Origin of the sequence: Nosocomiicoccus sp. HMSC059G07, assembly GCF_001815515.1 — a bacterium.
In the GTDB taxonomy this organism is placed as follows: Bacteria; Bacillota; Bacilli; order Staphylococcales; family Salinicoccaceae; genus Nosocomiicoccus; species Nosocomiicoccus ampullae_A.
On sequence record NZ_KV820852.1, the window covers coordinates 5239 to 28647 of the forward strand.

The 23409-nt window shown below is 37.6% G+C and carries 25 protein-coding genes and 1 riboswitch; of the genes, 10 read left to right on the forward strand and 15 right to left on the reverse strand.

From position 1 onward, the window contains the following. Nucleotides 1–25: 25 nt before the first annotated feature. Both HMPREF3029_RS05990 and HMPREF3029_RS05995 read right to left on the reverse strand, forming a co-directional pair. Nucleotides 26–706, reverse strand: coding sequence for an ATP-binding cassette domain-containing protein (locus HMPREF3029_RS05990; protein WP_070710166.1), 681 nt, complete (start codon nt 704–706; stop codon nt 26–28). Between the two features lie 45 nt (nt 707–751). Further along, entirely contained in the window at nt 752–1942 is a 1191-nt protein-coding gene (locus HMPREF3029_RS05995; protein WP_070457052.1) for an NADH-dependent flavin oxidoreductase, read from the reverse strand. A 119-nt stretch (nt 1943–2061) separates the two neighbouring features. Between HMPREF3029_RS05995 and HMPREF3029_RS06000 the strand changes: the two genes are divergently transcribed. The 5 genes from HMPREF3029_RS06000 to HMPREF3029_RS06020 are packed head-to-tail and all read left to right on the forward strand — an operon-like array spanning nt 2062 to nt 6152. After that, the gene (locus tag HMPREF3029_RS06000; protein WP_210400781.1) at nt 2062–3057 is read left to right on the forward strand and encodes an MsnO8 family LLM class oxidoreductase; all 996 of its coding nucleotides are present in this window, start codon (nt 2062–2064) and stop codon (nt 3055–3057) included. Between the two features lie 28 nt (nt 3058–3085). Then, nucleotides 3086–3421, forward strand: a complete 336-nt coding sequence (locus tag HMPREF3029_RS06005) for a glycine cleavage system H family protein (RefSeq protein ID WP_068130215.1) — start codon at nt 3086–3088, stop codon at nt 3419–3421. A gap of 60 nt (nt 3422–3481) precedes the next feature. Next, complete coding sequence (locus tag HMPREF3029_RS06010) at nt 3482–4243, forward strand: protein-ADP-ribose hydrolase (RefSeq protein ID WP_070710167.1); 762 nt, start codon at nt 3482–3484, stop codon at nt 4241–4243. A gap of 12 nt (nt 4244–4255) precedes the next feature. After that, complete coding sequence (locus tag HMPREF3029_RS06015; protein WP_070710168.1) at nt 4256–5143, forward strand: SIR2 family NAD-dependent protein deacylase; 888 nt, start codon at nt 4256–4258, stop codon at nt 5141–5143. Continuing rightward, nucleotides 5130–6152, forward strand: coding sequence for a lipoate--protein ligase (locus HMPREF3029_RS06020; RefSeq protein ID WP_070710169.1), 1023 nt, complete (start codon nt 5130–5132; stop codon nt 6150–6152). Before HMPREF3029_RS06015 ends, HMPREF3029_RS06020 begins: the two co-directional genes overlap by 14 nt. 294 nt (nt 6153–6446) lie before the next feature. Here the strand turns inward: HMPREF3029_RS06020 and HMPREF3029_RS06025 are convergent, their stop codons facing one another. The 6 genes from HMPREF3029_RS06025 to HMPREF3029_RS06050 all read right to left on the reverse strand — a co-directional run bounded on the left by HMPREF3029_RS06025 (nt 6447) and on the right by HMPREF3029_RS06050 (nt 11135). Continuing rightward, nucleotides 6447–6668: a hypothetical protein gene (locus HMPREF3029_RS06025; protein ID WP_068130203.1), complete on the reverse strand. Its 222-nt coding sequence runs from the start codon at nt 6666–6668 to the stop codon at nt 6447–6449. A gap of 88 nt (nt 6669–6756) precedes the next feature. Then, nucleotides 6757–7920, reverse strand: a complete 1164-nt coding sequence (locus HMPREF3029_RS06030) for an aminotransferase class I/II-fold pyridoxal phosphate-dependent enzyme (protein ID WP_070710170.1) — start codon at nt 7918–7920, stop codon at nt 6757–6759. 3 nt (nt 7921–7923) lie between these two features. Further along, entirely contained in the window at nt 7924–8727 is an 804-nt protein-coding gene (locus HMPREF3029_RS06035) for a MetQ/NlpA family ABC transporter substrate-binding protein (RefSeq protein ID WP_070458650.1), read from the reverse strand. 4 nt (nt 8728–8731) lie between these two features. Beyond that, nucleotides 8732–9385 (reverse strand): methionine ABC transporter permease, encoded by a 654-nt coding sequence (locus HMPREF3029_RS06040; RefSeq protein WP_040928560.1) that lies wholly within the window; start codon nt 9383–9385, stop codon nt 8732–8734. Continuing rightward, nucleotides 9378–10394 carry a methionine ABC transporter ATP-binding protein gene (locus HMPREF3029_RS06045; RefSeq protein ID WP_068130192.1) on the reverse strand — a complete coding sequence of 339 codons (1017 nt, stop codon included), beginning with the start codon at nt 10392–10394 and terminating at the stop codon, nt 9378–9380. Before HMPREF3029_RS06045 ends, HMPREF3029_RS06040 begins: the two co-directional genes overlap by 8 nt. Nucleotides 10395–10449: 55 nt before the next feature. After that, a riboswitch (SAM riboswitch) is annotated at nt 10450–10552 on the reverse strand. Between the two features lie 73 nt (nt 10553–10625). Next, complete coding sequence (locus HMPREF3029_RS06050; protein WP_070710171.1) at nt 10626–11135, reverse strand: GNAT family N-acetyltransferase; 510 nt, start codon at nt 11133–11135, stop codon at nt 10626–10628. Between the two features lie 144 nt (nt 11136–11279). On the opposite strand from HMPREF3029_RS06050, the gene HMPREF3029_RS06055 reads away from it, so the two are divergent. Next, on the forward strand, nt 11280–12179 hold the full coding sequence (locus tag HMPREF3029_RS06055; protein WP_070710172.1) for an acetamidase/formamidase family protein: 900 nt from the start codon (nt 11280–11282) through the stop codon (nt 12177–12179). Nucleotides 12180–12194: 15 nt separating this feature from the next. Then, complete coding sequence (locus tag HMPREF3029_RS06060; protein WP_070710173.1) at nt 12195–13037, forward strand: Cof-type HAD-IIB family hydrolase; 843 nt, start codon at nt 12195–12197, stop codon at nt 13035–13037. On the opposite strand, the gene HMPREF3029_RS06065 is transcribed toward HMPREF3029_RS06060, so the two are convergent. After that, nucleotides 13032–13646 carry an alpha/beta hydrolase gene (locus HMPREF3029_RS06065; protein WP_068130174.1) on the reverse strand — a complete coding sequence of 205 codons (615 nt, stop codon included), beginning with the start codon at nt 13644–13646 and terminating at the stop codon, nt 13032–13034. The genes HMPREF3029_RS06060 and HMPREF3029_RS06065 overlap by 6 nt on opposite strands. A 97-nt stretch (nt 13647–13743) precedes the next feature. Between HMPREF3029_RS06065 and HMPREF3029_RS06070 the strand changes: the two genes are divergently transcribed. Beyond that, nucleotides 13744–14670, forward strand: coding sequence for a VOC family protein (locus HMPREF3029_RS06070; RefSeq protein WP_070710174.1), 927 nt, complete (start codon nt 13744–13746; stop codon nt 14668–14670). 24 nt (nt 14671–14694) lie between these two features. Here HMPREF3029_RS06070 and HMPREF3029_RS06075 read toward each other — a convergent pair whose 3' ends face one another. Beyond that, nucleotides 14695–15447: a DUF6612 family protein gene (locus tag HMPREF3029_RS06075; protein WP_070710175.1), complete on the reverse strand. Its 753-nt coding sequence runs from the start codon at nt 15445–15447 to the stop codon at nt 14695–14697. 77 nt (nt 15448–15524) lie between these two features. Further along, on the reverse strand, nt 15525–16865 hold the full coding sequence (locus HMPREF3029_RS06080; RefSeq protein WP_070710176.1) for a MocR-like pyridoxine biosynthesis transcription factor PdxR: 1341 nt from the start codon (nt 16863–16865) through the stop codon (nt 15525–15527). 94 nt (nt 16866–16959) lie between these two features. Between HMPREF3029_RS06080 and pdxS the strand changes: the two genes are divergently transcribed. Then, on the forward strand, nt 16960–17841 hold the full coding sequence (gene pdxS, locus HMPREF3029_RS06085; protein ID WP_371327383.1) for a pyridoxal 5'-phosphate synthase lyase subunit PdxS: 882 nt from the start codon (nt 16960–16962) through the stop codon (nt 17839–17841). Nucleotides 17842–17880: 39 nt separating this feature from the next. Here the strand turns inward: pdxS and HMPREF3029_RS06090 are convergent, their stop codons facing one another. Next, a complete protein-coding gene (locus HMPREF3029_RS06090; RefSeq protein ID WP_068130161.1) occupies nt 17881–18570 on the reverse strand; it encodes an SDR family oxidoreductase in 690 nt (229 codons plus the stop codon). Between the two features lie 11 nt (nt 18571–18581). Then, nucleotides 18582–19697, reverse strand: a complete 1116-nt coding sequence (locus HMPREF3029_RS06095; RefSeq protein ID WP_070710177.1) for an amidohydrolase — start codon at nt 19695–19697, stop codon at nt 18582–18584. Between the two features lie 105 nt (nt 19698–19802). On the opposite strand from HMPREF3029_RS06095, the gene menC reads away from it, so the two are divergent. Beyond that, nucleotides 19803–20942, forward strand: a complete 1140-nt coding sequence (gene menC, locus HMPREF3029_RS06100) for an o-succinylbenzoate synthase (protein WP_070710178.1) — start codon at nt 19803–19805, stop codon at nt 20940–20942. Nucleotides 20943–20980: 38 nt separating this feature from the next. Here the strand turns inward: menC and HMPREF3029_RS06105 are convergent, their stop codons facing one another. Together HMPREF3029_RS06105 and HMPREF3029_RS06110 are read right to left on the reverse strand one after the other, a co-directional pair. Next, nucleotides 20981–21838 carry a metallophosphoesterase gene (locus tag HMPREF3029_RS06105; protein WP_246830707.1) on the reverse strand — a complete coding sequence of 286 codons (858 nt, stop codon included), beginning with the start codon at nt 21836–21838 and terminating at the stop codon, nt 20981–20983. Continuing rightward, nucleotides 21819–23069 (reverse strand): hemolysin family protein, encoded by a 1251-nt coding sequence (locus tag HMPREF3029_RS06110; RefSeq protein ID WP_070710180.1) that lies wholly within the window; start codon nt 23067–23069, stop codon nt 21819–21821. Before HMPREF3029_RS06110 ends, HMPREF3029_RS06105 begins: the two co-directional genes overlap by 20 nt. Nucleotides 23070–23409: the final 340 nt, after the last annotated feature.

Here is a 23409-nt window from a genome sequence, read left to right on the forward strand (position 1 = left end):
AGTGGTGCAATCGGTGCGATTTTAGTTACAGAACAATAAGTCGCTTACGGTCATACTCAATAATTTCGAGTGGTACGTTAAAGATATTCGTTAAATTAGATTCTGTTATAAATTCTGGTGAAGTTGTAAATGCGACTTCACCTTTTTTCATGCCAAATACTCTATCTGCATAACGTAATACGAGCGTGAGATCGTGCACGTTCATAATTACAATTTTTTCTTTGGATAACTCTTTTATATAGTCAAACATCTCTTTTTTATATTTCACGTCGAGCCCTTCTTCAAGTTCATCGAAGATAAGTATCGGTTTATCTTCTAACACTGCTTGTACAAAAACCGCACGCTTAAACTCACCACCAGAAATATGAGATACAGACGTATCTTTTAAATCGTATAAAGAAAAACGTTTCAGTAAATCATCGCTTCTTTTTTGACTCGTTAACTCTGCGAAATCTTTAACTGTCATATCTGGACGATTTAAAAGTTGCGGGATATATGTGACGTGCTCTTTTAAATGAAACGGTGCATCGTTAAACAATACATCTCTCTCACTATATTGATAGCCGATTAAACCATTTAAAAGCGTCGTTTTCCCACTACCATTACCACCGATAATGATATTTAATCCCTGATGAAACAGTAGTTCATTGATATTGAGCAAAAATGTATTAAATTGAACGGTTAATTTTTCAATGGAGAGATCCATACGACTCCTACTTTCGTGTAGATTAAATATTTCCCAAGAAATTTCTTATTCTTTATCTTCTGCCATACGTCTTAACTCATCGCGCGTCTCTTTTGGTAGCCCTTCGCCGTAATCCATCATTCTAACGATGTCTTTAAAAGCTGCACGTGGAATTTTTAAGTCTTCTAACTCGTCGATCTCAAACTGAAGTGTAATATCTGATTCGTGACCTGCTTTTAACTTATTTACGAAATCTGGTTCGGTAATAAATGGGCTCGACATTCCGACCATATCGCCAAATTGTAATGCTTCTAGTGCTTTTTCTGGCGTGTTAATACCTCCAGTAACCATAAGTGGGATTTTCCCTTTCACGTGATCATAGACAATCTTATTGACGTATTCACCTTCGTTTTCACCTTGTGCACGGACCGTCGCTTTATAAATGTTTCGACCCCAACTTGCGATTGCTAAATAGTCGAGTGGTCGAATGGATTCGAGTGCATCTACGAATTGTAAAAACTCTTCAACTGTATAACCGACGTCACTACCCCTTGTTTCTTCAGGTGTCCCTCTAAAGCCGAGCATAAAGTCTTTTGGCGCGTGAGTTTCAATAACATCTGCAACAGCTTGATATACTTCTAAACCAAATCTTGATCGGTCTTCTAACGTTTTACTACCATATTCGTCGTCACGCTCATTTGAAAATTTAGAGAAAAATGTTTGAATGAGTAATCGCTGTGCAGCTGATACTTCAACACCATCAAATCCCGCTTCAATTGCGCGCTTAGTTGCCTCGCGGTAATTATCAATCACCATGTCGATTTTACGTTTAGACATCGGCAACACTTGGTGTTTTACTGGCACATTTAACTCCATCAAACTCGGTCCATAAACGACGCCTAAATCTAAAATTGCTTGGTTAGAAAAACGTCCAGCATGTGTGAGTTGTAATATCGCTTTTCCACCAGACTGTTTCATCGCTTGCGCGAGTTTTTTTAATCCTTCAATTTTTTTATCATCTGCAACGCTATACCCGTATTCAAATAGTTGACCATACGGTTCGATATACGCAGCCCCTGTTACGAGAATCGGCGCAGACTTGCTGCGTCGTTCGTGATATAAGACATCTTCAGTCGTTACTTCCCCGTCTTTAGTCGATGAATTTGTAATCATTGGAGACAATACAAAACGGTTATCAATGACGTCACCATTCGGCAGTTGAAATGGTTCAAATAGCGGTTCGTATTTTTCGTTCATTTTCTTACCCCTTTAATTGTAAGTTTGTCATTCTAGCATACCATATGCTTTCTTTGACTATAAAATTCAGTGCGACTATAATTATATATGCTTCATACATTAATTTTAATTTAAAAGGATTGATCATCATCGTTAAAATAAGCGTCCTTGATTACGCAGTGATCGATGAAGAGAAAGATGCAGTAACTGCAGTGAAAGAAGCAATCGAACTCGCTCAACATGCTGAAGCATTAAATTTCAGTCGATTCTTCGTCGCAGAGCATCACGATGTAAAATCATTTGCAAGCAGTTCACCAGAACTATTGATGATGAAACTACTCGATGAAACAAACGACATTCAAATTGGTTCAGCTGGTGTTATGTTGCCGCATTACAGTCCGTTAAAAGTTGCAGAAAACTTTCGTATGTTAGAAGCTTTTCACTGTGGACGTGTGAACTTAGGCTTTGGTAATACGTTCGGTACAGCTAAAGTACAACGTGCAATGGATACGAAAAAAGCTGATTTTGACTACGAACATCATATCGATACGTTGCAACAACATTTAACTAATGCGTCAAACATTACCGTTCACCCTGAAACTTCTTCAGCGCCTTCTATGTGGATGCTAAGTACGAGTGAACGTTCAGCGAAACTCGCAGCGAAACTCGGTGTCGGGTATATTTTCGGGTTATTTCCGTATGCATCTACCGATAAAATACCAACTGGACGACGGGCAATAAAGCAATTTAAAGAAATGTTTCAACCGTCAAAAACGAACGAAACACCTGTCACTATTGCAGCAGTTTTCGTCGTCATCTCAGATACGGATGAAAAAGCCGAGACACTCGCGAATGCTTTAGACGTATGGCTACTCGGTAAAAATAACTTTAACGAGTTCGAATACTTCCCATCTGTAGAAACAGCGAAAGCCTATGATTATACAGATGATGAACTGAAGCGTATGAAAGCCAACCGGACACGTATGGTCGTCGGGTCAAAAGAAACGGTAAAAGCAAAGCTATTGGATATTCAAAACGAACTTTCAGCTGATGAATTACTCATCATTCCGCTAATGCCAGGATTTAACAATAGAAAACATGCACTCACGTTAATACACGAGGCATTTAATTTATAAATTCGAAAATTTAGAAAGGATGTTTTTTATGAGAAAAACAGCAAACTACTTATGGATCGATAAAGATGGAGACACTTATACATTAGTGTTAACGCCTGAACTTCAAGACGATATCGGAACAGTTGGATACGTTCAGTTCAGTAAAGAGGACGTCGTTAAAAAAGGCGACTCACTACTTGAATTAGAAGGTTCTAAAACAGTATTAGACTTAATGTCACCACTTGCTGGGACAGTCGTTGAACGAAATACAAAAGCAATCGACACACCAGAAATTTTAAACGCTTCAGACGCAAACGAAAGCTGGGTTGTAAAACTGACAGACGTCGATGAAGATGCATTTAATGCGTTAGACGACGCACAATAATGTTAGATCGCTTACAATTTTTAATTGTAAGCTTTTTTCTAGTAAAGAGGGTTTTATGTTATGACACTAAACGAAGTAAATGATTTGATACATTATTTACAAGATGAAAAAAACTTAGCACATACAGCTGCGAGAGATTTTGAACATGCATTTACGTTATACCGTGAACTCGTCAACGTGCGTAAACCAAAGCCTTTACCTGAGAAATATTTACGCATTCAAGATGAGTTTTTAAAGTCATTTAACGATACGGTTGTTCATCTTAAAGATTTAGAAGAAGTCGAAAGACAAATCTATATGTTTAAAGGCGATATTACAACACTCGCTGTCGACGGTATTGTGAATGCCGCGAACGCTGATTTACTCGGCTGTTTTATAAAGAGACACGCGTGTATTGATAATATCATCCACACGAAAGCCGGGATTCAACTACGCTATGAATGTCACGAAATTATGGAAGCACAAGGTCGTAAAGAAGCGGTCGGTCGCGCGAAAATAACAGATGCTTACAACTTGCCTTCAAAATACGTATTTCACACAGTTGGTCCGTATATTAAAGGAGACGCACCTTCAAAAATGCAGCAAGATTTACTCAAACAATGTTATCTAAGTGTCCTTAAACTTGCGGATCAGCATAATTTAGAGAGCGTCGCGTTTTGTAGCATTTCTACAGGTGTATTTCGTTTCCCTAAACTACTCGCAGCTGAAATTGCGACACACACAGTCAAAAACTATTTAGAAGAAACAAACTCTAATTTAAAAGTCATCTTTAACGTATTTTCCGATGAAGATGAAATGATATACAACAATATATTACGTTAGAAAGGAAATGCTATGTCTACTTGGAACTACAACACACATTCAGACAGTGAAACACTCGCTTCTCTTATAAAAGATGCAGACGCGGTCGTCGTTGGCGTCGGTGCTGGGATGTCCGCTTCAGACGGCTTTACATACGTCGGTGACCGTTTTAAAAAGAACTTTCCAGATTTTATTGAAAAGTACGGATGGTTCGACATGTTACAAGCGAGTCTTTTTGACTTTCCGACGACTGAAGAGTATTGGGCGTTTCAAAGTCGCTTCGTCAAGCTAAATTATATCGATCAACCGGTCGGTAAATCGTATGTAGCACTTAAAGAAATGCTCGAACATACACCGTACTTTGTCATTACGACAAACGCAGATAACGCTTTTTATAAAGCAGACTATGATATGGATAAAGTATTCTACTATCAAGGTGAATATGCGTTAATGCAGTGTAGTCAGTTTTGCCATAACGAGACGTACCGAGATGACGAAATGATGTTAAAAATGGTCGAACAACAACAAGATATGAAAGTACCATACGACCTAATTCCGTTTTGTCCAAAATGTAACGCAAAGTTAGAAATTAACAAACGTAACGCCGAAAAAGGCATGGTCGAAAGTCCACACTTCTTCGAGCAAAAAGCGCGATACGAAGCGTTTCTTAACGAGCATAAATCCGGAAAAGTCATCTATTTAGAAATCGGTGTCGGCTATACGACGCCGCAGTTTATCAAACATCCGTTTTGGCGATTCACACGTCAAAATAAAGACGCTAAATTTGTTACGATGAACCAAAAATCATACCGAATTCCTGATGATATTAAAGAGCAGTCGATCGCTTTAACAGATGATATTCAAACGACGATTGTCAAAGCAAATCACATTTTAAAGGAGCAACAACATGTATCTAATTGAACCATTTCGTAACGGAAAATATGTAGACGACGGTGCATACGCACTCGCAATGCAAGTATATGTCAATGAAAACATATTTTTAGATGAAGGAATTATATTTCCGTATTATTGCCAACCTAAAATTGAAATCGGACGTTTCCAAAACGCTCGTGCAGAAGTGAACCAAGACTATTTAGACGAAAACGGCATTATCGTCGTACGCCGTGACACTGGAGGCGGAGCAGTACTCGTCGATGAAGGTGCTGTAAACGTTTGTTTCTTAATCCCTGAAGACAGTGGAATATACGGTGACTACAAGAAAATGTACGCCCCTGTCATTCAAGCCCTGAAAAATCTCGGAGTTAAAAACGTCGAACAAAGTGGAAGAAACGATCTTTTAATAGACGGTAAAAAAGTATCTGGTGCAGCGATGACAAAATCAAACGGACGCGTATATGGTGGTTTCTCTCTACTACTCGACATTCACCCTGAACGTATGCTTGAGTCATTAAATCCGAATCAAAAGAAAATCGAATCAAAAGGTATTAAATCTGTAAGAAGTCGCGTAACGAGCATTCGCGAACATTTAAAACCAGAACTTCAAAATGTTACGACAGATGAATTTAAAGACCTCATCATTAAAGAACTTCTAAATATTCAATCTGTAGATGAAGCAAAACGCTACGAACTAACTGACGAAGACTGGCAGAAAATCGATGAACTCGTCGAAAAGAAATATAAAAACTGGGACTGGAACTATGGTAACTCTCCAAACTATAGTTATCAAAGAGATGGCCGTACGACTGCTGGAACGATCGATATCAGTTTAGAAATCGTCGAAGGTCGTATCGACAAATGCCAAATCTACGGTGACTTCTTCGGCCAAGGACAAATCGACGATGTGAGCGCGCACTTAATCGGCACAAAAGTGAAACGAGAAGATCTATTAGGACGATTAGCAGAAATCGATTTAAACTATTACTTCGGTAATTTATCAAAAGAAGAACTGACAGATTTAATTTTAAGTTAATAAAAAACGACCGTAGATAACGACTCATAAGAGTTCGAATCTACGGTCTTTTTATTTGGTGAAGGTTCGTCGTTATAGCTTTATTTTACGCAAAACGCATTTGTGTAAACGAGTGTCTCATTACGTTGACAATTACGAGGTTTGTGTCAACGTACGGACTATCCCTTTTACGCAAATCCATTTTATATTAAAAGATGAAAAACTATTTAACGCAAATCATTTTTACGTAAAAGGACATGTCATTACGTTGACAATTAGACCCACTGTACGCACAAATATAAAAAACGACCGTGATTATTCACGGTCGTCTGTCATGTCTTCTACACTCGGACGGTGTTTTTTATATGAAAATAGTAACAGTGTAAATAGAATGAATAGTACTAACAATAATGCAAATATTAGGACGTAACTGAGTGGATTTTCTTGCGTTATTACGCTCGTAATTGAAAATATAATTCCACCAGTAAATAATGCACCTACAAATGCATAAATTATGACTTGCCAATTTTTCATCATAATACTAATTCCCCTCATTGTTCGTACGTTCACTGTAACATGACTACTACTTCATTTAACAGTCATTTTTGACTAATTCGTTACATTTCTACTCTTTCCATAAATGACTGATTGATTGGAATCGCTCGACGACTTCATCTAACTCTTCATCTGCAATTGCGAGTGATACACGAATTCGGTTTTCACCGAGTGATCCGAACGGGAATCCTGGAATGACCATAATCGACTGTTCTTCTAATAGATATTCAAAGAACGACTCACTATTAAAGCCTTTTGGTACTTCGACCCATCCAAACATACCACCGTCAATATCATTTAACGGGATACCGACTTCACGAAGTCCTGACACGAATTTGTCACGGCGACGTTTAAATATTTCGTTTTGCTTTAATAAGAATTCATCGGATTCGTTTAACGCCGTTGCGGCAGCTTCTTGTTGAACACCCCACATTCCTGCATGTGCAAACGACTGATATAAATTCAGCGCGCCGACCATATCTTTGTTACCGACCGCAAATCCTACTCGGAATCCAGACATGTTAAACGCTTTTGATAATGAGAAAAATTCCATCGACGTTTCAAAGTTTTTGTCACTTTCAAGAATGCTCGGTGGCTTTCCTTCAAATCCGAATGCAGCATACGCGAAATCGTTGATCAGCATAATGTCCGTACCTTTAAATCTTTCGACTGTTTCATCGAAAAACTCTTTTGTTGCAACTGCACCGACTGGGTTTGAGGGATAGTTTAAAATGATTAAACGTGCGTTGTCTAATTCTTTTTCATCTAAATTATCAAAGTCCGGTAAGAAATCATTTTCTTTTAGTAACGGTAAATCATATACTTCACCATTCGCTAGTTTTACTCCTGGTACATAATCGATATATCCAGGATTTGGCACGTATACCCCTTCTCCTGGCTCGATAAAGAGACTTGGGAAGTTAATGATTGCATTTTTTGAACCGTATAATAGTGCGATGTTTTCATCTTCTAACTCGACATCGTAATGTCTTTTATAAAAGTCTTTAACAGCTTGCATTAAGTTTTCGCGAACGTTAACACCTGCGTATTTGTGGTTTTGAATGTCGTCTATCGTTTCCTTCACGTTTTCTAGTACGTGATCTGGCGTACGACCATCCGGTACACCGATTGACATATTGAGTAATGGTTTGTCGCCCAGTTTAATCTTTTCTAGACGCTTACGTAGAGACATAAAGAAGTCTCCTTCTAACTGCATTAAACGTTTGTTTGCCATTTGTTAATCATCCTCCGGTTTGTCAAAACCTTTGAACTCCTCGTCGATTACTTTGTTGAATCCTTCCGATTGTACGGCTTTTATTAAATCTTCACGAATCTTATCTGATGCAAGGTCATCGTTAACGACGATTCTATTTCTAAAGTATTCTGACATATTTTCTAATATAAGTGCATCTTCTAACTTCATGTTACTCGCTAAAGCAAAGTTCCCTGGTACGAGTGATAAACCAATTTGATCCACACTTCTCGGAAGTTGCCCCGCATCTTGATAAACAAACTTGAGGTTCATCTTATTACTTATAATATCATTTTCTGTGATATCAAACATATCATAACCCTCTTTTAGTTCGATTAACCCCGAATCTTCTAACACCATAAATGCACGACTCATATTTACTGGGTCTGGTGGTAACGCAACTTCACTACCGTTTTCTATATCGTCTAACGACTTATATTTACCAGAATATAATCCCATCGGTGCAGTTGGCACTTGTATTAAATCAATTAAATTCTTATCGTTTTTCTCATTATAGTTATTCATAAACGTAATATTTTGAAACAGGTTTGCATCTATATCGCCATTCGCGAGTGCCGTATTCGGTTGAATCCAGTCAGAGTATTCAACGACTTTCACCGTATACCCCATCTCTTCTAATTCAGGTCGTATCGCTTTTTCGACCATATCTGTAAATGGTCCACTCGTCGCACCGATCGTAATGACTTCACCTTGTTTGTCGCTCAATAAATAAGATGAAATACCGATGACGACTAAACATCCTGCTAAAAATGTAATAATTCCACGCATAGTTTTACCCCTCTCTCTGACTTAAAAAGTCACCAATCCATTGAACGAGTTGTACGATAACGATTAATAATACGACAGTGATTAACATGACGAACGTATCGTATCTGTAATATCCGTAGCGGATTGCGAGGTCACCTATACCTCCACCACCGACAACTCCAGCTGTTGCACTAAATGCAATGATTGAAATAATCGTTAACGTTATCGCTTGAGTTAAACTTCGTTTTGATTCTGGTATTAACACGTCAAAAATAATCTGTGATAACGGTGCGCCTCCAGCGATACACGCTTCAATGACACCTTTATCGATACTATGAAAACTCGACTCTGCGAGTCTTGCAAATAATGGAATCGCTGCGATACTTAACGCAACTGACGCAAATACTGGTCCGTGTGACGCATTTACTAACCACGTAGCAAACGGCATAATCGCAACGATTAAAATGATAAACGGAAAACTACGAATCACGTTTACAATAAACCCGAGTATGACGTTTAGCGACTTCACTTTAAATAACTGACGTTCGCTCGTTATGAAAAGTAAAATTCCAAGTGGTAAACCGATTAATACCGCAAAGAAAATTGAAATAGACACCATTAATACCGTCTCTAAAAATGAGCGGTACAGTAGCGGTAGTATAATATCTAACTTATCCATAAATCTCAGCCCTCTCTAATCCGATTCTGTCATCGATATGTTTAAAAAATCTTCCGATTTCCGCTTCGTCACCACTCACTTGTAACATAAGTAAACCGAGTGGATCGCCGTTAATATATTCGATGCGACCGTTTAAAATACTAATGTTTAAATCAAATAGTTTATACAGCTGATTTAAATGGTTTTCTTCTGCTGTATCTTTTGCGAATTTTAACGTAATGATTCGGTTTTCGTTTGTTGTCTTAATATGTGGTGGCACTTGGAAGTTATAAATTTCTTGAACGAAACCTTTCGTCACTTCATGTGTCGGATTACTAAATATGTTATAAACATCGTCTACTTCAATGATTTCTCCGTTAGACATGACTCCAACGCGATGTGCAATTTCTTTTATGACTTCCATTTCATGCGTAATTAAAACAATCGTGAGACCGAGTGTTTTATTAATCTCTTTTAATAACTTTAAAATTTCTTTTGTAATCTCAGGGTCTAACGCACTCGTCGCTTCGTCACATAGTAAAACTTCTGGATCATTTGCAAGTGCACGTGCAATACCGACACGCTGTTTTTGTCCCCCACTTAAATTTTTAGGTAACGCATCTCTTTTATCTGAAAGTCCGACGAGTGTTAACAACTCATCCACTCGTGCGTCCATTCTTTCTTTCGGATATTTCGCTGCTTTTAAAACAAATTTAATGTTCTCAGCAACTGTTTTACTGTTAATTAAATTAAAATGCTGAAACACCATTCCGATCTTTTGACGTTTAACACGTAGTTTATCTTTAGAAAGTTTTGTTAAATTATCGTCACCGACAATGACGTCACCCGTTGTCGGCACTTCAAGTAAGTTAATAAGACGTAACAGCGTACTTTTACCTGCGCCACTAAAGCCGATTAGTCCAAAAATCTCACCTGAGCGAATCGATAAATCCGTCGTTTTAACCGCTTCAACAGTCTTACCTTTCACATCGTAAGTCTTACTAACGCCCTTCAATTCAATATGACTCATGGAAACTCCTCCTCAAAATAAAAAACCATTTACTAAAATAAGCAAATGGTTTGTAATGATATCTGTCAAGCATCTGCTCGTTGGAATTAGCACAGTACTTAAAAAGCCCGCTGCTGAACTGTCACTGGGCCAAATCCCTCGAGTTCTCTGGATATTTAATATTCAATTAAAACAATCTTATACCACATAGAGCTATTTTACAACACTTTTTTCGAAATTGTTAGAAAACTCCTACTTCACCCATTTGGACATGTAGATGAGGTCTGTGTAGCTGTCGTTGTTTAGTTTGACTTGATCTTTTAGTGTTGCTTCACTTTCGAATCCGAATCGTTCGTATAGTTTGATCGCGCCGTCGTTGTTACCAAATACTGTGAGGATTAGTTTTTCGATCTTATCGTTTTCTGTCGCGAAATCGACGACTTCTTGAATGAGTTTGCTTCCGATACCGTGACCTGCGTATTCTTGTTGAACACTAATCCCAAATTGTCCAATATGACGGAATTTATGGCGATGATCGTGGAACATGTTGATGATTCCAATGACTTTGTCACCATCAACTGCAACGAGTTTTAAGTCATTCTCACCTGTATTTTTTATTTTTTCTATTTGATCATCTAAGTCTGGTTCCTGATTTTCTATCGCTGTTGCGAGTGTGTCTGGATTTTCTTTTGTTACTTTTATTTTATGTTCAATGATTGACTCTGCGTCTTCAATTTTCGGTTTTCTTATTTCTAAATTCATCGTATCCCATCCTTTTTAATGCTACTTCTATAGTAACATTTATAATTCCTACACTCACTTTGTCTGTTTATCAGTTAAATAGACAAGCTCTCGTTTATTTGTAACAATGAAGTTGATTACTGATTATTTAAGGAGGATTTTTAGATGAAACATCTTTCTAACGAACATTATTTTTATCACATGTCTAAAGATAACAAACCGAAGTTAACTGTAGATGTTGGTGATACTGTTAAAATTGACACACTCGACTGTTTTACGAATCAAATTCAAGATGAAGATTACGCATTTGACGCACTCGATTGGGATAAAATGAACCCGGCAACTGGGCCTATTTACGTTAATGGGATTCAAGCTGGAGATGTTTTAAAAGTTACGATTCAGGATATTGAAATAGGTAATAAAGGTGTCATGGTAACAGTACCTGATGCTGGTGTGATGGGTAAATATTTACACGAACCGACGATTAAAGTGCTCGACATTAAAGATGATACAGTCCTCTTTAACGACATTGAAATTCCAATTAATAAAATGGTTGGAGTGATCGGTGTCGCACCGAAAGATGAAGCAATTAACAACGGTACACCAGATACCCATGGCGGTAATATGGACTCTGTGAAAGTTACAACTGGCGCGACGCTTTACTTACCTGTCTATCACGATGGTGCATTATTTGGATTAGGTGACTTACACGGTGCCATGGGTGACGGTGAAGTTTCTGTAAGTGGTTTAGAAGTTGAAGGATCTGTTACAGTGACTTTAGAAAAAGCGGAGAACGTTCAAACTGAACATCCAATTTTAGTAAACGATGAAGGCATTTATCAATTTGTGTCTCACGAAATTTTAGACGAGGCAGTGGACCGTTCGGTTCAAATCATGATTCAAAATATATTAGAACCAAGAACGACATTAACACTACCAGAACTAACGATGTTAATGAGTTTAGTCGGGCAAACAGAAATCAACCAAGTTGTAGACCCGTTAAAAACTGCACGTTTCTTCGTGCCGCAATATGTGTTAGACAAATTAAACATTGAATTAAAATAATAGGAGGCTTTCAATATGAAGGCAGTCGCAATCGATTTAGACGGTACCGCTCTAACGAATGACGGTAAATTTAGCAAAAGATTAGAACAAGCCATTCACAACATGCACGAAAAAGGTATACTCATTTTTATTGCAACCGGCCGTTCAATGAAATCATTATCCTCAAAGTTACCAAAAGATTTACCGGTCGACGGATACGTCGCAGCAAGTGGCGTTGTTGTTGTTGCTCAAGGTCAAGTGCTAAGAAGTTCGACATTTAAAAAAGAAACGATTGAAGAAGTCATTTCTATCGCAAGAGAACAAAATGTCTATTACGAAGTCAATACGACAAATGACGGTCCATTTACATTTTTACAAGATAAAGAATACGCGTTAGAAGACTTACTTCATCCACCAGAAGAAGATGTACTCGCGTACGAAACAATCGGTGCAAGCCGAAGTATTACAGACAGTAATCAGTGGGTAGATACGATCGATTTAACAGACGTTATTAAACTATATTTCTTTAGTAATTATAAAGATAAAATCAAGAAGTTTTATAATACACTCGATCAAAATTCAGACAACAATACAAAATATGCACTCTATCAAACAGCGGTGCATAACTCTGAAATTATGGTTCCTGGTGTAGATAAAGGTACAGGTCTCACTGTACTTGCTGAACACTTTAATATAAATTTATCGGACATTCATGTATTCGGAGATAGTATGAACGATATCCCAATGTTTAAAGTCGCAGGGAAATCTGTCGCAATGAAACATGCGATTGAAGAGTTAAAAGACCTTAGCGATGACAAAACAGAATTTACGAATGAAGAAGAAGGTCTCGCACAATATTTCGAAGCGCATTACTTATAATGCGCTTCTTTTTTGAATATAAAATACATGACCTTGCATCAGTTCGTCCGAATGTATTTCATGACCACCATCGGTGAGTTCAATTTGTACGTTTGCATTTCGTTCTTCAAATAATTGCTTTACTTTAAACGCATCACCAGCTGACGTCTTAAAGTCTCTTGCTCCAGCTGTAATTAACACATTTAAATGGCTTAAATCTATGTCTCGCATTTGTTCTGAATAGTAAGCTGGATGCATTAAAAATGCACCAAATATCGGTAACGGATAGTTTAATAATACGTGGCTGGCAATATTTGAGCCATTAGAATATCCGATAATAAATCCTTTATTTAAGTCTAAGTCATATAATTCAAATAATTTTTTAATTTCATCGTATAACTTTTGACCTTCATTTTTTAAACTGTCTTCATCATATTTTTTAGGATGAATTCGTTTAAAGTAACGAAGTTGTTGACCTTCAAGTACGTCTCCACGAAATGCTAAAATATTTGCTGAACTATTTACCGTTGCTGCGATGTCGAGCAAATCTGTCTCGCGTCCACCGGTACCGTGAAGGAGAATTAATGTTTCTTCAGAATTGTTTTTCCCTTTGATAAATAAGTGTTTCATATTTTCACTCCCAATACTATTATGATAAGACAAAAAAGCTAAACACTCATAATAAATGACTTATAATTATTTTAAAGAATTCCAAAGGATGATGAATATGATCAATCAAATGCACCACGTATCTGCAATCACCAAAGACATTCAGTACAACAACCATTTCTTTACAAAAATTTTAGGACTACGTCGTGTGAAAAAAACAGTCAATCAAGATGATACATCAATGTATCACTTATTTTATGCAGACAAAATAGGATCTATCGGTACGGACATGACTTTTTTCGAGATTAAAAATTCTCAACCAGTTCGCTATGGGACAAATGCAATCACGATGACTATTTTTAGAGTCCAATCAATCGAAGCGTTACAATTTTTTGAAGACCGCTTCAATTCTTTTAACATCCGTCATGAAGGGATTTCTAAATATAGTGGTAAAGATGCACTTAAATTTTACGACGTTGAAAACCAACGTATGATGTTAATAGTGGATCCTGTTGAAGAAGACGTAGTACCTTTTGGTAACAACGGTGAAATCGTTGAAAAATATCGTATTACGAGTATACACGGTGTGGAAGTTACTGTGCAGTATCAAGTAGCATTTACTGAAACGTTAAAGCTACTCGGGGGAATAGTTGATGAAGACTTTAAAAATCAAGATGATACTGTCATTAAAATCGGTGATGACCGCATTTACGTTAAAGAAAACCGCTCACCGATGATAGAGCAACAAGGTTACGGGAGTGTGCATCATTTTGCAGTAAATGTCGATAGCCTCGATGAGTTAAAAGAGTTAGAAAATCTTTTAAACGACGAACATTATGTTAATTCCGGCATTGTCTACCGTCACTACTTCACGTCACTCTATATTAACGTACCTGGAAATATCATCGTTGAACTTGCGGTTCATACGAATGGATTTACTGTCGATGAACCAATTGAAACACTTGGAAAGAAGTTATCCCTACCACCATTCTTAGAAGAAAATAGAGACTTTATCGAATTATATTTAAAAGATATTGAAGTCTAAAAAAGACTAGCCTCGGCTAGTCTTTTACTCTATTTCTTCTGGCACTTCGATTCCATCGATTTCATTAAACGAATCGAATGTGCTTTCACCTTTAAGGTTTACAGTACCTTCTTCATCTTCAATCGCAATATTAAAAATCATTGAACGAATGAAATGCTCTTCGTCGACAACAAACTCTAATTCGATATCGTGATTCGATACATCGATTTCTCCTAAGTTCATGTGTAACAGTTTTTCTATCGCATGATATATATTTTGGTTTTTACCTTTAAATTTATATACATAATTACCGTCGACTTCTTCTCTTTCAAGCTCATCTTTAACGATCATTAACGTATTCACTACCTTTTGATACGTTACTCTAAATAACGCACCTTCGTCGATAGAGTCTGTAATTTCTACCCACTCTTCGTCGTTATTAAAGTACGTACGACCATCTTTAGAGATCGTTCTTAAAACGTCAGAAGACTTTAACGCAATTTCCGGCGGGTTTCCATCCACATATTCGACTTCGACGTTCATTGCCTCTTCAACTTCACCGTCTAACTCTGCATCAACCTCTAACGATGTATGATACGAATCGATGTCACTCGATTTGTCGACGACTTTTTGTAACGTCTCGTCATCTATTTTAACTTCTTCAGTTACCTCTTCGTTCTCAGCAGTTGTTGTCGTTTCTTCTTCGACGACTTCTTTCTCTTCCTTTTCGTCATTTGAACATGCGCTGAGTACTAATAGTGAACTTAAACCTAAACCGATAAAACGTGCTAATCTCATTTTGTAATTCCTCCGATACACTCTCTATTTCGATGATACCATGACATTTAAAGATAAACTAATAAAAAGTAAATCAATTAAGTTAACGCATCAATTAAGACGTCCATATGACTTTCTAGTTGACTAAAAGGGATACTTCCAAATCCGATCACAAACGATACATCTGTATGATTTTTATCGTATGTTTTCATCGGCTCAATTTTTAAATCACGTGTCTTCGCACGTTTTAAGCAATCATCTAACGTTCGGCCGTTCGTTACTGTTAACACAAAATGCATGCCCGCTTGTTCACCACTTACAGTTAACTCAGTCTCATATGGTTTTAGACGCTTCATAATGTACGTAATTTTCTTTTCATAAATATTACGCATTTTATTTAAATGACGGTCGAAATGGCCACTCCGTAAAAAGAGCGCAACGATTTGCTGCGTATGAATCGGCACTGTATTCGACTCTTTATATTTTAACCGATGAAAATCTTCGACTAAATGTTTAGGTAGTACCATATACGCCATACGAAGCATCGGATATAATGCTTTAGAAAACGTACTGATATAAATAACGCGTGACTCCGTATCTAAACTTTGAAGTGCAGGTAATGGCTTTTTAAAATAACGAAATTCTGAATCATAATCATCCTCGATAATATATCGATTTTCTTTTTCATATGCCCATTTTAATAGTTGCGTGCGCTTTTCAATCGTCATCACTGAACCGGTCGGAAAGTGATGACTTGGCGTGATGAAAATCACATCTCTATGACTATTTTTAACGTCATCGATGTTAATACCGTCTGATTCTAATGGCAGTGTCATGTAGTCAATTCTATGCTTTTCTAATACCATTTTTGCTGGTGGATAACTCGGTGATTCGATCATAAACGTATGGTTGTTTAATAACCTTACGACGTATTCCATCAACTGATTTGTCGACGACCCGATAATAATTTGATCGTGAGATGCCGATACACCGCGACTATTAAACAGGTATTTCGCAATTTGTTGACGCAACTCATATAACCCTTCGTTATAATCTTCATTTAACAAATGTTCATATGGCGCGTCAAACACTTGTCGGGACAATTTACGAAACGTATCAAACGGAAAGTGCTCTAAGTCTACTTGAGCCGTTTCAAACGAATATGTATAGTCTTGTTCTATCGTTTTTTCATCTGATTCTATTTGTGTTTTTCTTACGACCGGTAGCACTTCTAGCTTACTGACATAATATCCGCTTCTCGGTTTTGAGTATATAAACCCTTCGTCTAACAGTAATTCATACGCACGTTCGATCGTCGTTTGCGACACGTTTAAATGCTTTTCTAACTGGCGCTTTGACGGTAGTTTATCATCTGTTTCATAATCACCAGATATAATTTGTGACTTTAGTGACTCGTACAATTCTAAATATAATGCCATAACTGACCCCTAAAGTAATTATAGTTTTGAGTATTTCTAAGTATCAGATTATCAATTACACTGAAATTAATCAATAAATAAGAGGTGGATGACAGTGAGTAAATCATATGTACATTTAGAATCAGAATTAAGTCAGAAGATGAAAGGTGGCGTCATCATGGACGTCATTAACGCAGAACAAGCAAAGATCGCTGAAAAAGCTGGTGCGGTTGCTGTAATGGCGTTAGAAGCTGTACCAAGCGACATTCGTAAAATGGGTGGCGTTGCACGTATGGCAAACCCTTCAATTATCGAAGAAGTGCAAAACGCAGTATCTATTCCAGTTATGGCGAAAGGTCGTATCGGACATATCTCTGAAGCACGTACGTTAGAAGCGTTAAACGTCGACTATATCGATGAGTCAGAAGTATTAACTCCTGCAGATGAAGAATACCACTTAGACAAATGGACATACGACACGCCATTCGTTTGTGGATGTAGAAACTTAGGCGAAGCTGCACGTCGCCTTGGTGAAGGTGCTACGATGCTACGTACGAAAGGTGAACCAGGAACTGGTAACATCGTTGAAGCAGTGAGACATATGAGACAAGTTAACAAAGAAGTCGAGCACATTTTAAACTTAGACGAAGCGGAATTAATGACAGCTAGTAAAGAACTTGGTGCACCGATCGACGTATTACGTGCAATTCGTGAATACGGACGTTTACCTGTATTAAACTTCGCAGCAGGTGGTGTTGCAACACCTCAAGACGCAGCACTTATGATGGAACTTGGTGCGGACGGTGTATTCGTCGGTTCAGGTATCTTTAAATCTGAAGACCCTGAAAAATTTGCATCAGCAATCGTACAAGCAACTGAAAACTATAAAGACTACAAACTCATCGGTGAACTTGCGAAAGACTTAGGTGCAGCTATGAAAGGTATCGATATTAGAACACTCGATGCAGCTGAACTTATGGCAGATAGAAGTGAATAATTAAAATTTAAAAGCACTCCTCGCGGAGTGCTTTATTTATTATACTGGTCTAACGATGATTTCGTTGACGTTCACATAATCTGGTTGAGTGAGTGCATAAATGACTGCGTTCGCAATATCTCTTGCTTCTAATTTTTTACGGTCAGACTTTACATTTTCAGCAAGTCTTGTGTCGACCATACCTGGAGAAATGCTCGTCACTCTCACTCCAGTATGCGCGAGTTCTTTTTCTAACCCTTGCCCAATTGTGAGTGCTGCGATTTTCGTCGCGGAGTATACAGTACTTTGTTTTGTCACTTCGTGTGCAGATACACTCGTCGTATTAATAATATGTCCGCTTCCTCTTTCTTTCATATCAGATACGACGTGGTGAACACCGTATAGAATACCTTTAATATTCGTGTCTATCATATTATCCCATGACTTTACGTCACCATCAGTTACTCGGCTACTTTTCATAAGGCCTGCGTTGTTTACATAAATATCGATTTCACCGAATTTTTCTTTCGTTTTATCGACTAATTGTTTTACTTCATCAAATTTTGAAACGTCTGTTTTTAGAGCGAGTACGTGGTCGCTATTTAATTCTTTTAACGCAGATTGTAGTTTATCTTCACTTCGGCCGGTAATCGTGACGTTCGCACCTTCTTCAACGAGTCGCTTCGCGATTGCAAGGCCAATACCTCCGTTACCACCTGTTACTATTGCTGTTTTACCTGTTAAATCCATGAAATTCTCCTTTACACTTTCATAATCGCTTCGTAAATTACTTGTGCTCCTACTGGCATCATATCATAATCAAACTTCATATATGGGTGGTGAAGCCCTGGCGTTAAATTACAACCTAGACCGATCATCGCACCTTTTAAGTGAGGATTCCCTACCGTGTAAAAATGGAAGTCATCTCCACCACTCGTAATAATCGGATCGATTAAGTACTCTTCTCCTACAGTGCTTATAATTGCTTCTCTTAATACGTCAATCGCGTCTTCATGGCTTTCGCTTGCGACCATTTTTTGAGATTCTTCAATATCGACCTCAACTTCATATAACGTCTCAATTGTTTTTAATACGTCCATCACTTCATTGATTATTTTATCCATTACTTTATTTGTCTGCGCGCGTAAATCAATCCCCATCGACACACTACCTGGGATAATATTTAACGACTGACCACCTGCATGGAATTTTGTCACTTTAATCGAGTGTGGAATCATTGGGTTAACATGGATGTTTTCTAGCATCGCTACGATTGTTGAACCAATTTCAATCGCGTTCGTGTTTAAATGTGGTCGTGCGCCGTGCGCATCTTCACCGATAATTTTAAATGCAATCGAACCTGTGGCACCGTGCTCAATACTCGGCGAAATATAGCCAGATTTTGCTTCTTCAATCGGACGTAAGTGTATTCCAAACATGTAATCTAAATCGTTAATAATACCTGTTTCGTTTATCTTTTGTGCACCGAGTCCAATTTCTTCTGCTGGTTGGAATACAAAGCGCACGCCTTTATTTTCAGGGATGTTGTCTTTTAGCATTAACATCGCGCCGATCACCATTGCAGTATGTGCATCGTGTCCGCACGAATGATTCGCCTGCTCGACACCATTTACTTCTTGCCATAACGCATCGATATCTGCACGAACACCGATTTTTACGCTACTCTCACTAAAATCCCCAATGTCGCAATATAGCCCCGGAAAATCTTCAAATTTAACCGGTGAAAATCCTCTTTTCTGTAAATAATTAAAAATATACTGTGTTGTTTGAACTTCTTGTAAACTTAGTTCAGGATGCGCATGAATGTGTTTAAAAATTTTATTAATTTCAGTTTGAATTATTTCAGGTTCAGTCATTTTTATCCTCTTTTCAATAGTGTATTTGATATAATGATAACGTATACACTATAACTTTAACAAAGGTTTTGTCGTCGTTAGACGATAAATTAAAGGAGATGCGTTATGAATATCGAAACAATTAAACTTCACAAGTTAAAAATGGAAATGAAAACTCCATTTACCACAAGTTTTGGAACGCAAATTGACCGCTTCGTGACAATCGTTGAAGTCATCGACGAAAATGGTTTAAGCGGTTTTGGAGAATGTGTGGCTGGAGAGGACCCATTATATTCTGAAGAATTTATGGATAGTGCAGTCGTTACAATTAAGAAATACTTTGGTCCACTACTCATCCAAAGCGAATTGAGTCATCCTAAAGAAGTCACTGAGATTTTTAAGCCATTTAAACGTAATAACATGGCAAAATCTGGTGTTGAAACTGCAGTATGGGATTTATACGCAAAACAAATCGGTGAACCGTTATATAAAGTGCTTGGCGGCGAGAAAACAAAAGTCGAAGTTGGTATTTCTCTAGGGTTAGAAGAAACAGATGAAGCAATTCTTCCGAAAATCGATGAGAAAGTTAACGAAGGATATAAACGAATTAAAGTAAAAATTAAACCTGGTCGAGATGTTGAATACGTACGTCTCATCCGTAAACATTATCCAGACATTCCACTTATGGTCGACGCTAACTCAGCATATACGTTAGATGACGTCGAAACGTTAAAAGCGCTCGATGAATTTAACTTAATGATGATTGAACAACCACTCGGTAGTTCAGATATCGTCGATCACGCAAAACTTCAAAAAGAAATCGAGACACCTGTCTGTTTAGATGAATCAATCGATAGCTATGAAAACGCAAAAGCTGCGATTGAACTCGGTAGCTGTAAAATTATTAACGTTAAAGTCGGACGCGTCGGTGGACTAGCAGAATCAATTAAAATCCACGATCTCGCGAAAGCAAACAATATCCCCCTATGGTGTGGTGGAATGTTAGAAGCGGGTGTTGGTCGTTTAACAAATATCGCGATTACAACATTATCTAACTTCACACTTCCTGGTGACACAGCATCTTCAAGCCGATACTGGGATATGGATATTATCTCGCCAGAAGTCGTTGCAGAAAATGGGGTCGTCACAGTAAGTGACAAACCAGGCATCGGTTCAGATGTTGATTTTGAAAAACTCAATCAGTATTTACTCGAAACAGATGTAATCACAAAAGAAGATAAGCTCGATATGGTATTTTTCGATTAAAAAATAGGCGTCACTGAATAGATTTCACTGATGCCTATTTATTTAGCTTTTAACGTTACTGATACAATTTCTGGTCGATTAAACACGCGCCACGGGAATCGACTATTCCCAAGGCCACGGCTAATGATGAGTGCTGAATTATTTTTTGTATGAATACCTTCAGTGAATTTAGGTAGTACACCCTGGTCTGGGGCATATAACCCTTTTACAATTGGAAGCCTTATTTGACCGCCGTGCGCGTGGCCACTAAATATTAGATCCACCGGGTATTTCGAATATCTCGGGAACTGTTCTGGTCGATGCGCGAGTAAGATTGTAAAATAGTCCCCAACATGATTTAAACGATCATCTAACATCTCATCGTATTTGTTATAAATATTTGGGTTGGTTTCTTCATCTCCAAAAATTCTTAAATCGTGAATTCCTGTAATTTCTATCGTGTCATTGCCGCGCGAGATGAAAAAATTATTCGTCGATGCGTTATTGACACCTGTATTTAAAATTTTTTTGTAAATGCCTTCGAAGTCTTTATAAAATGCCTCATGATTTCCTGTTACATAATAACACGGCGCAATCTCCATAAGGCTTGCGAGCATTTGAATCCCACGTTTTTCGTTCGTAGTACGTCTGTCGATTAAATCGCCTGTGACTAAAATGATATCCGGGTTCGTTTCTTTAACTGCTTGAAGTAAATGTTTTCCATTTCGTCCAAAATACGTGTTGTGATAATCTGACACTTGTGTGATTTTAAATCCATCAAATGACGCCGGAATTTTTGATGATTGATGCGTCACTTTACGTGTGAAGATATTTTTATTTTGCACCCATAGAAATCTTCCAAGCGCGATGAAAAACCCTGTTAGAACAGCGAATATGTTAGCTCGTGATTTCATCATCTTCAACCTCGAGTTTAGTAATACGTACGAGACGAATCGTGTTTTCTTCCATAACTAAAATTTCATAGCGGTTTTCATCGTCTTCTATCGTATCAAAGCGCTCCGGAATATCTTCGAATAGATAATATAAGTAACCGGATAACGTGTTTTCTTCTTCTGGAATATTTGACTGGAAAATTCCGTTTAGCCTGTGTAGCGTGATTTTACCATCACAAACGATAACGTCATCACGTAAATAACGAACGATCGCACTCTCTGTCGTATCCAGTTCGTCTTTAATCTCAATACCGAGAAGTGTTTCGATAATATCTTCGTGTGTTAGTAATCCTTCTGTACCACCATATTCATCCATTACGATAACCATATGGCGACGGTGTTTCGTCATAAGAAGGAGTACTTCTTCAATATTATTAAACTCTCTAACTCGTAACGGATCTGTATCACAAAAATCGACAAATGGTCGGCTTGGATCGAGTGACCACTTGAGTAAATACTTCGTATGGAAAATCCCGATAATATCGTCCGTATCTTCACCATAAACTGGGTATCTCGTGTACATTCCTTCGATGACGATATCTCTAACTTCTTCAAATGTCGAATCGATTTGAATCGCATGCATATCTGTACGCGGCGTTTGAAGGACGTCTTTAACATTTAACGTATCAAAGTCGAGTACACCACGAAGACGTAATGACTCTTTTCTATCAAGCGCCCCTTCACCACCTGCGATATCAACAATCGACATAATCTCATCTTTAGTGACAGTCCAAGATTCCTTTTCACCTTTAGATAATTTATTTGTAATGAGATCAGTAATCTTATTCAGCACGATTGTAATCGGCTTAAAGATAATTATAAATAAATTAATAATCGGCATAACCATTTTACCGACTTGTTCAGGAAACGCTGCTACGATCGACTTCGGTAAAATTTCAGCAAATAAAATAATACTCACAGTTAAAATAATCGTCAGTACCGTTAAGTTATAGCCATACTCGATTGCGATCGTCGTAAGAAGTACCGGCATCACGAGGTTCGCGATATTATTTCCAATTAAAATCGTCGTAATAAACTCACTTGGTTTAGATACTAATTTATGTAATTTCTTTGATTGGAGGTCACCAGCGTTCGCTTCACTTTGTAACCTCAACTGGTTTGCTGCAGTAAGCGCCGTTTCACTTCCAGAGAAAAACAGCGACACAAAAAACAATATAAATATGGCGATAAGCATTATCGTCGACTCCGTTCATCAGTAATACTATTATTTTACAAAACATAGCGTAGAAAATAAAATAATTGAGGTGAAAGAGGATTAGTAGGTTGAAAAGCAAGTGGAAACCGGTGTGGATGGGTGCTTTTTATCTGTAAAGGGCAATAAGTGCATTTGTTCGGATTTTATTTAACATAAATATCCCGATTTTGTTAGTTATCCGGATATATTTAACAAATTCTGCCCCGCGCACCACGATTTTGTTAAATATAATTTTTTATATAACAAAAATTGATGAGGAACACGTAATTTTGTTAATTAAATCAGTATATCTAACAGATTCGACTATTTTTTGTGAATA

Coding starts and splice junctions, on each gene's coding strand:
- HMPREF3029_RS05990 (WP_070710166.1), bottom strand. CDS start 706: ATGGATCTCTCCATTGAAAAATTAACCGTTCAATTTAATACATTTTTG.
- HMPREF3029_RS05995 (WP_070457052.1), bottom strand. CDS start 1,942: ATGAACGAAAAATACGAACCGCTATTTGAACCATTTCAACTGCCGAAT.
- HMPREF3029_RS06005 (WP_068130215.1), top strand. CDS start 3,086: ATGAGAAAAACAGCAAACTACTTATGGATCGATAAAGATGGAGACACT.
- HMPREF3029_RS06010 (WP_070710167.1), top strand. CDS start 3,482: ATGACACTAAACGAAGTAAATGATTTGATACATTATTTACAAGATGAA.
- HMPREF3029_RS06015 (WP_070710168.1), top strand. CDS start 4,256: ATGTCTACTTGGAACTACAACACACATTCAGACAGTGAAACACTCGCT.
- HMPREF3029_RS06020 (WP_070710169.1), top strand. CDS start 5,130: ATGTATCTAATTGAACCATTTCGTAACGGAAAATATGTAGACGACGGT.
- HMPREF3029_RS06025 (WP_068130203.1), bottom strand. CDS start 6,668: ATGATGAAAAATTGGCAAGTCATAATTTATGCATTTGTAGGTGCATTA.
- HMPREF3029_RS06030 (WP_070710170.1), bottom strand. CDS start 7,920: ATGGCAAACAAACGTTTAATGCAGTTAGAAGGAGACTTCTTTATGTCT.
- HMPREF3029_RS06035 (WP_070458650.1), bottom strand. CDS start 8,727: ATGCGTGGAATTATTACATTTTTAGCAGGATGTTTAGTCGTCATCGGT.
- HMPREF3029_RS06040 (WP_040928560.1), bottom strand. CDS start 9,385: ATGGATAAGTTAGATATTATACTACCGCTACTGTACCGCTCATTTTTA.
- HMPREF3029_RS06045 (WP_068130192.1), bottom strand. CDS start 10,394: ATGAGTCATATTGAATTGAAGGGCGTTAGTAAGACTTACGATGTGAAA.
- HMPREF3029_RS06050 (WP_070710171.1), bottom strand. CDS start 11,135: ATGAATTTAGAAATAAGAAAACCGAAAATTGAAGACGCAGAGTCAATC.
- HMPREF3029_RS06055 (WP_070710172.1), top strand. CDS start 11,280: ATGAAACATCTTTCTAACGAACATTATTTTTATCACATGTCTAAAGAT.
- HMPREF3029_RS06060 (WP_070710173.1), top strand. CDS start 12,195: ATGAAGGCAGTCGCAATCGATTTAGACGGTACCGCTCTAACGAATGAC.
- HMPREF3029_RS06065 (WP_068130174.1), bottom strand. CDS start 13,646: ATGAAACACTTATTTATCAAAGGGAAAAACAATTCTGAAGAAACATTA.
- HMPREF3029_RS06070 (WP_070710174.1), top strand. CDS start 13,744: ATGATCAATCAAATGCACCACGTATCTGCAATCACCAAAGACATTCAG.
- HMPREF3029_RS06075 (WP_070710175.1), bottom strand. CDS start 15,447: ATGAGATTAGCACGTTTTATCGGTTTAGGTTTAAGTTCACTATTAGTA.
- HMPREF3029_RS06080 (WP_070710176.1), bottom strand. CDS start 16,865: ATGGCATTATATTTAGAATTGTACGAGTCACTAAAGTCACAAATTATA.
- HMPREF3029_RS06090 (WP_068130161.1), bottom strand. CDS start 18,570: ATGGATTTAACAGGTAAAACAGCAATAGTAACAGGTGGTAACGGAGGT.
- HMPREF3029_RS06095 (WP_070710177.1), bottom strand. CDS start 19,697: ATGACTGAACCTGAAATAATTCAAACTGAAATTAATAAAATTTTTAAA.
- menC (WP_070710178.1), top strand. CDS start 19,803: ATGAATATCGAAACAATTAAACTTCACAAGTTAAAAATGGAAATGAAA.
- HMPREF3029_RS06105 (WP_246830707.1), bottom strand. CDS start 21,838: ATGATGAAATCACGAGCTAACATATTCGCTGTTCTAACAGGGTTTTTC.
- HMPREF3029_RS06110 (WP_070710180.1), bottom strand. CDS start 23,069: ATGCTTATCGCCATATTTATATTGTTTTTTGTGTCGCTGTTTTTCTCT.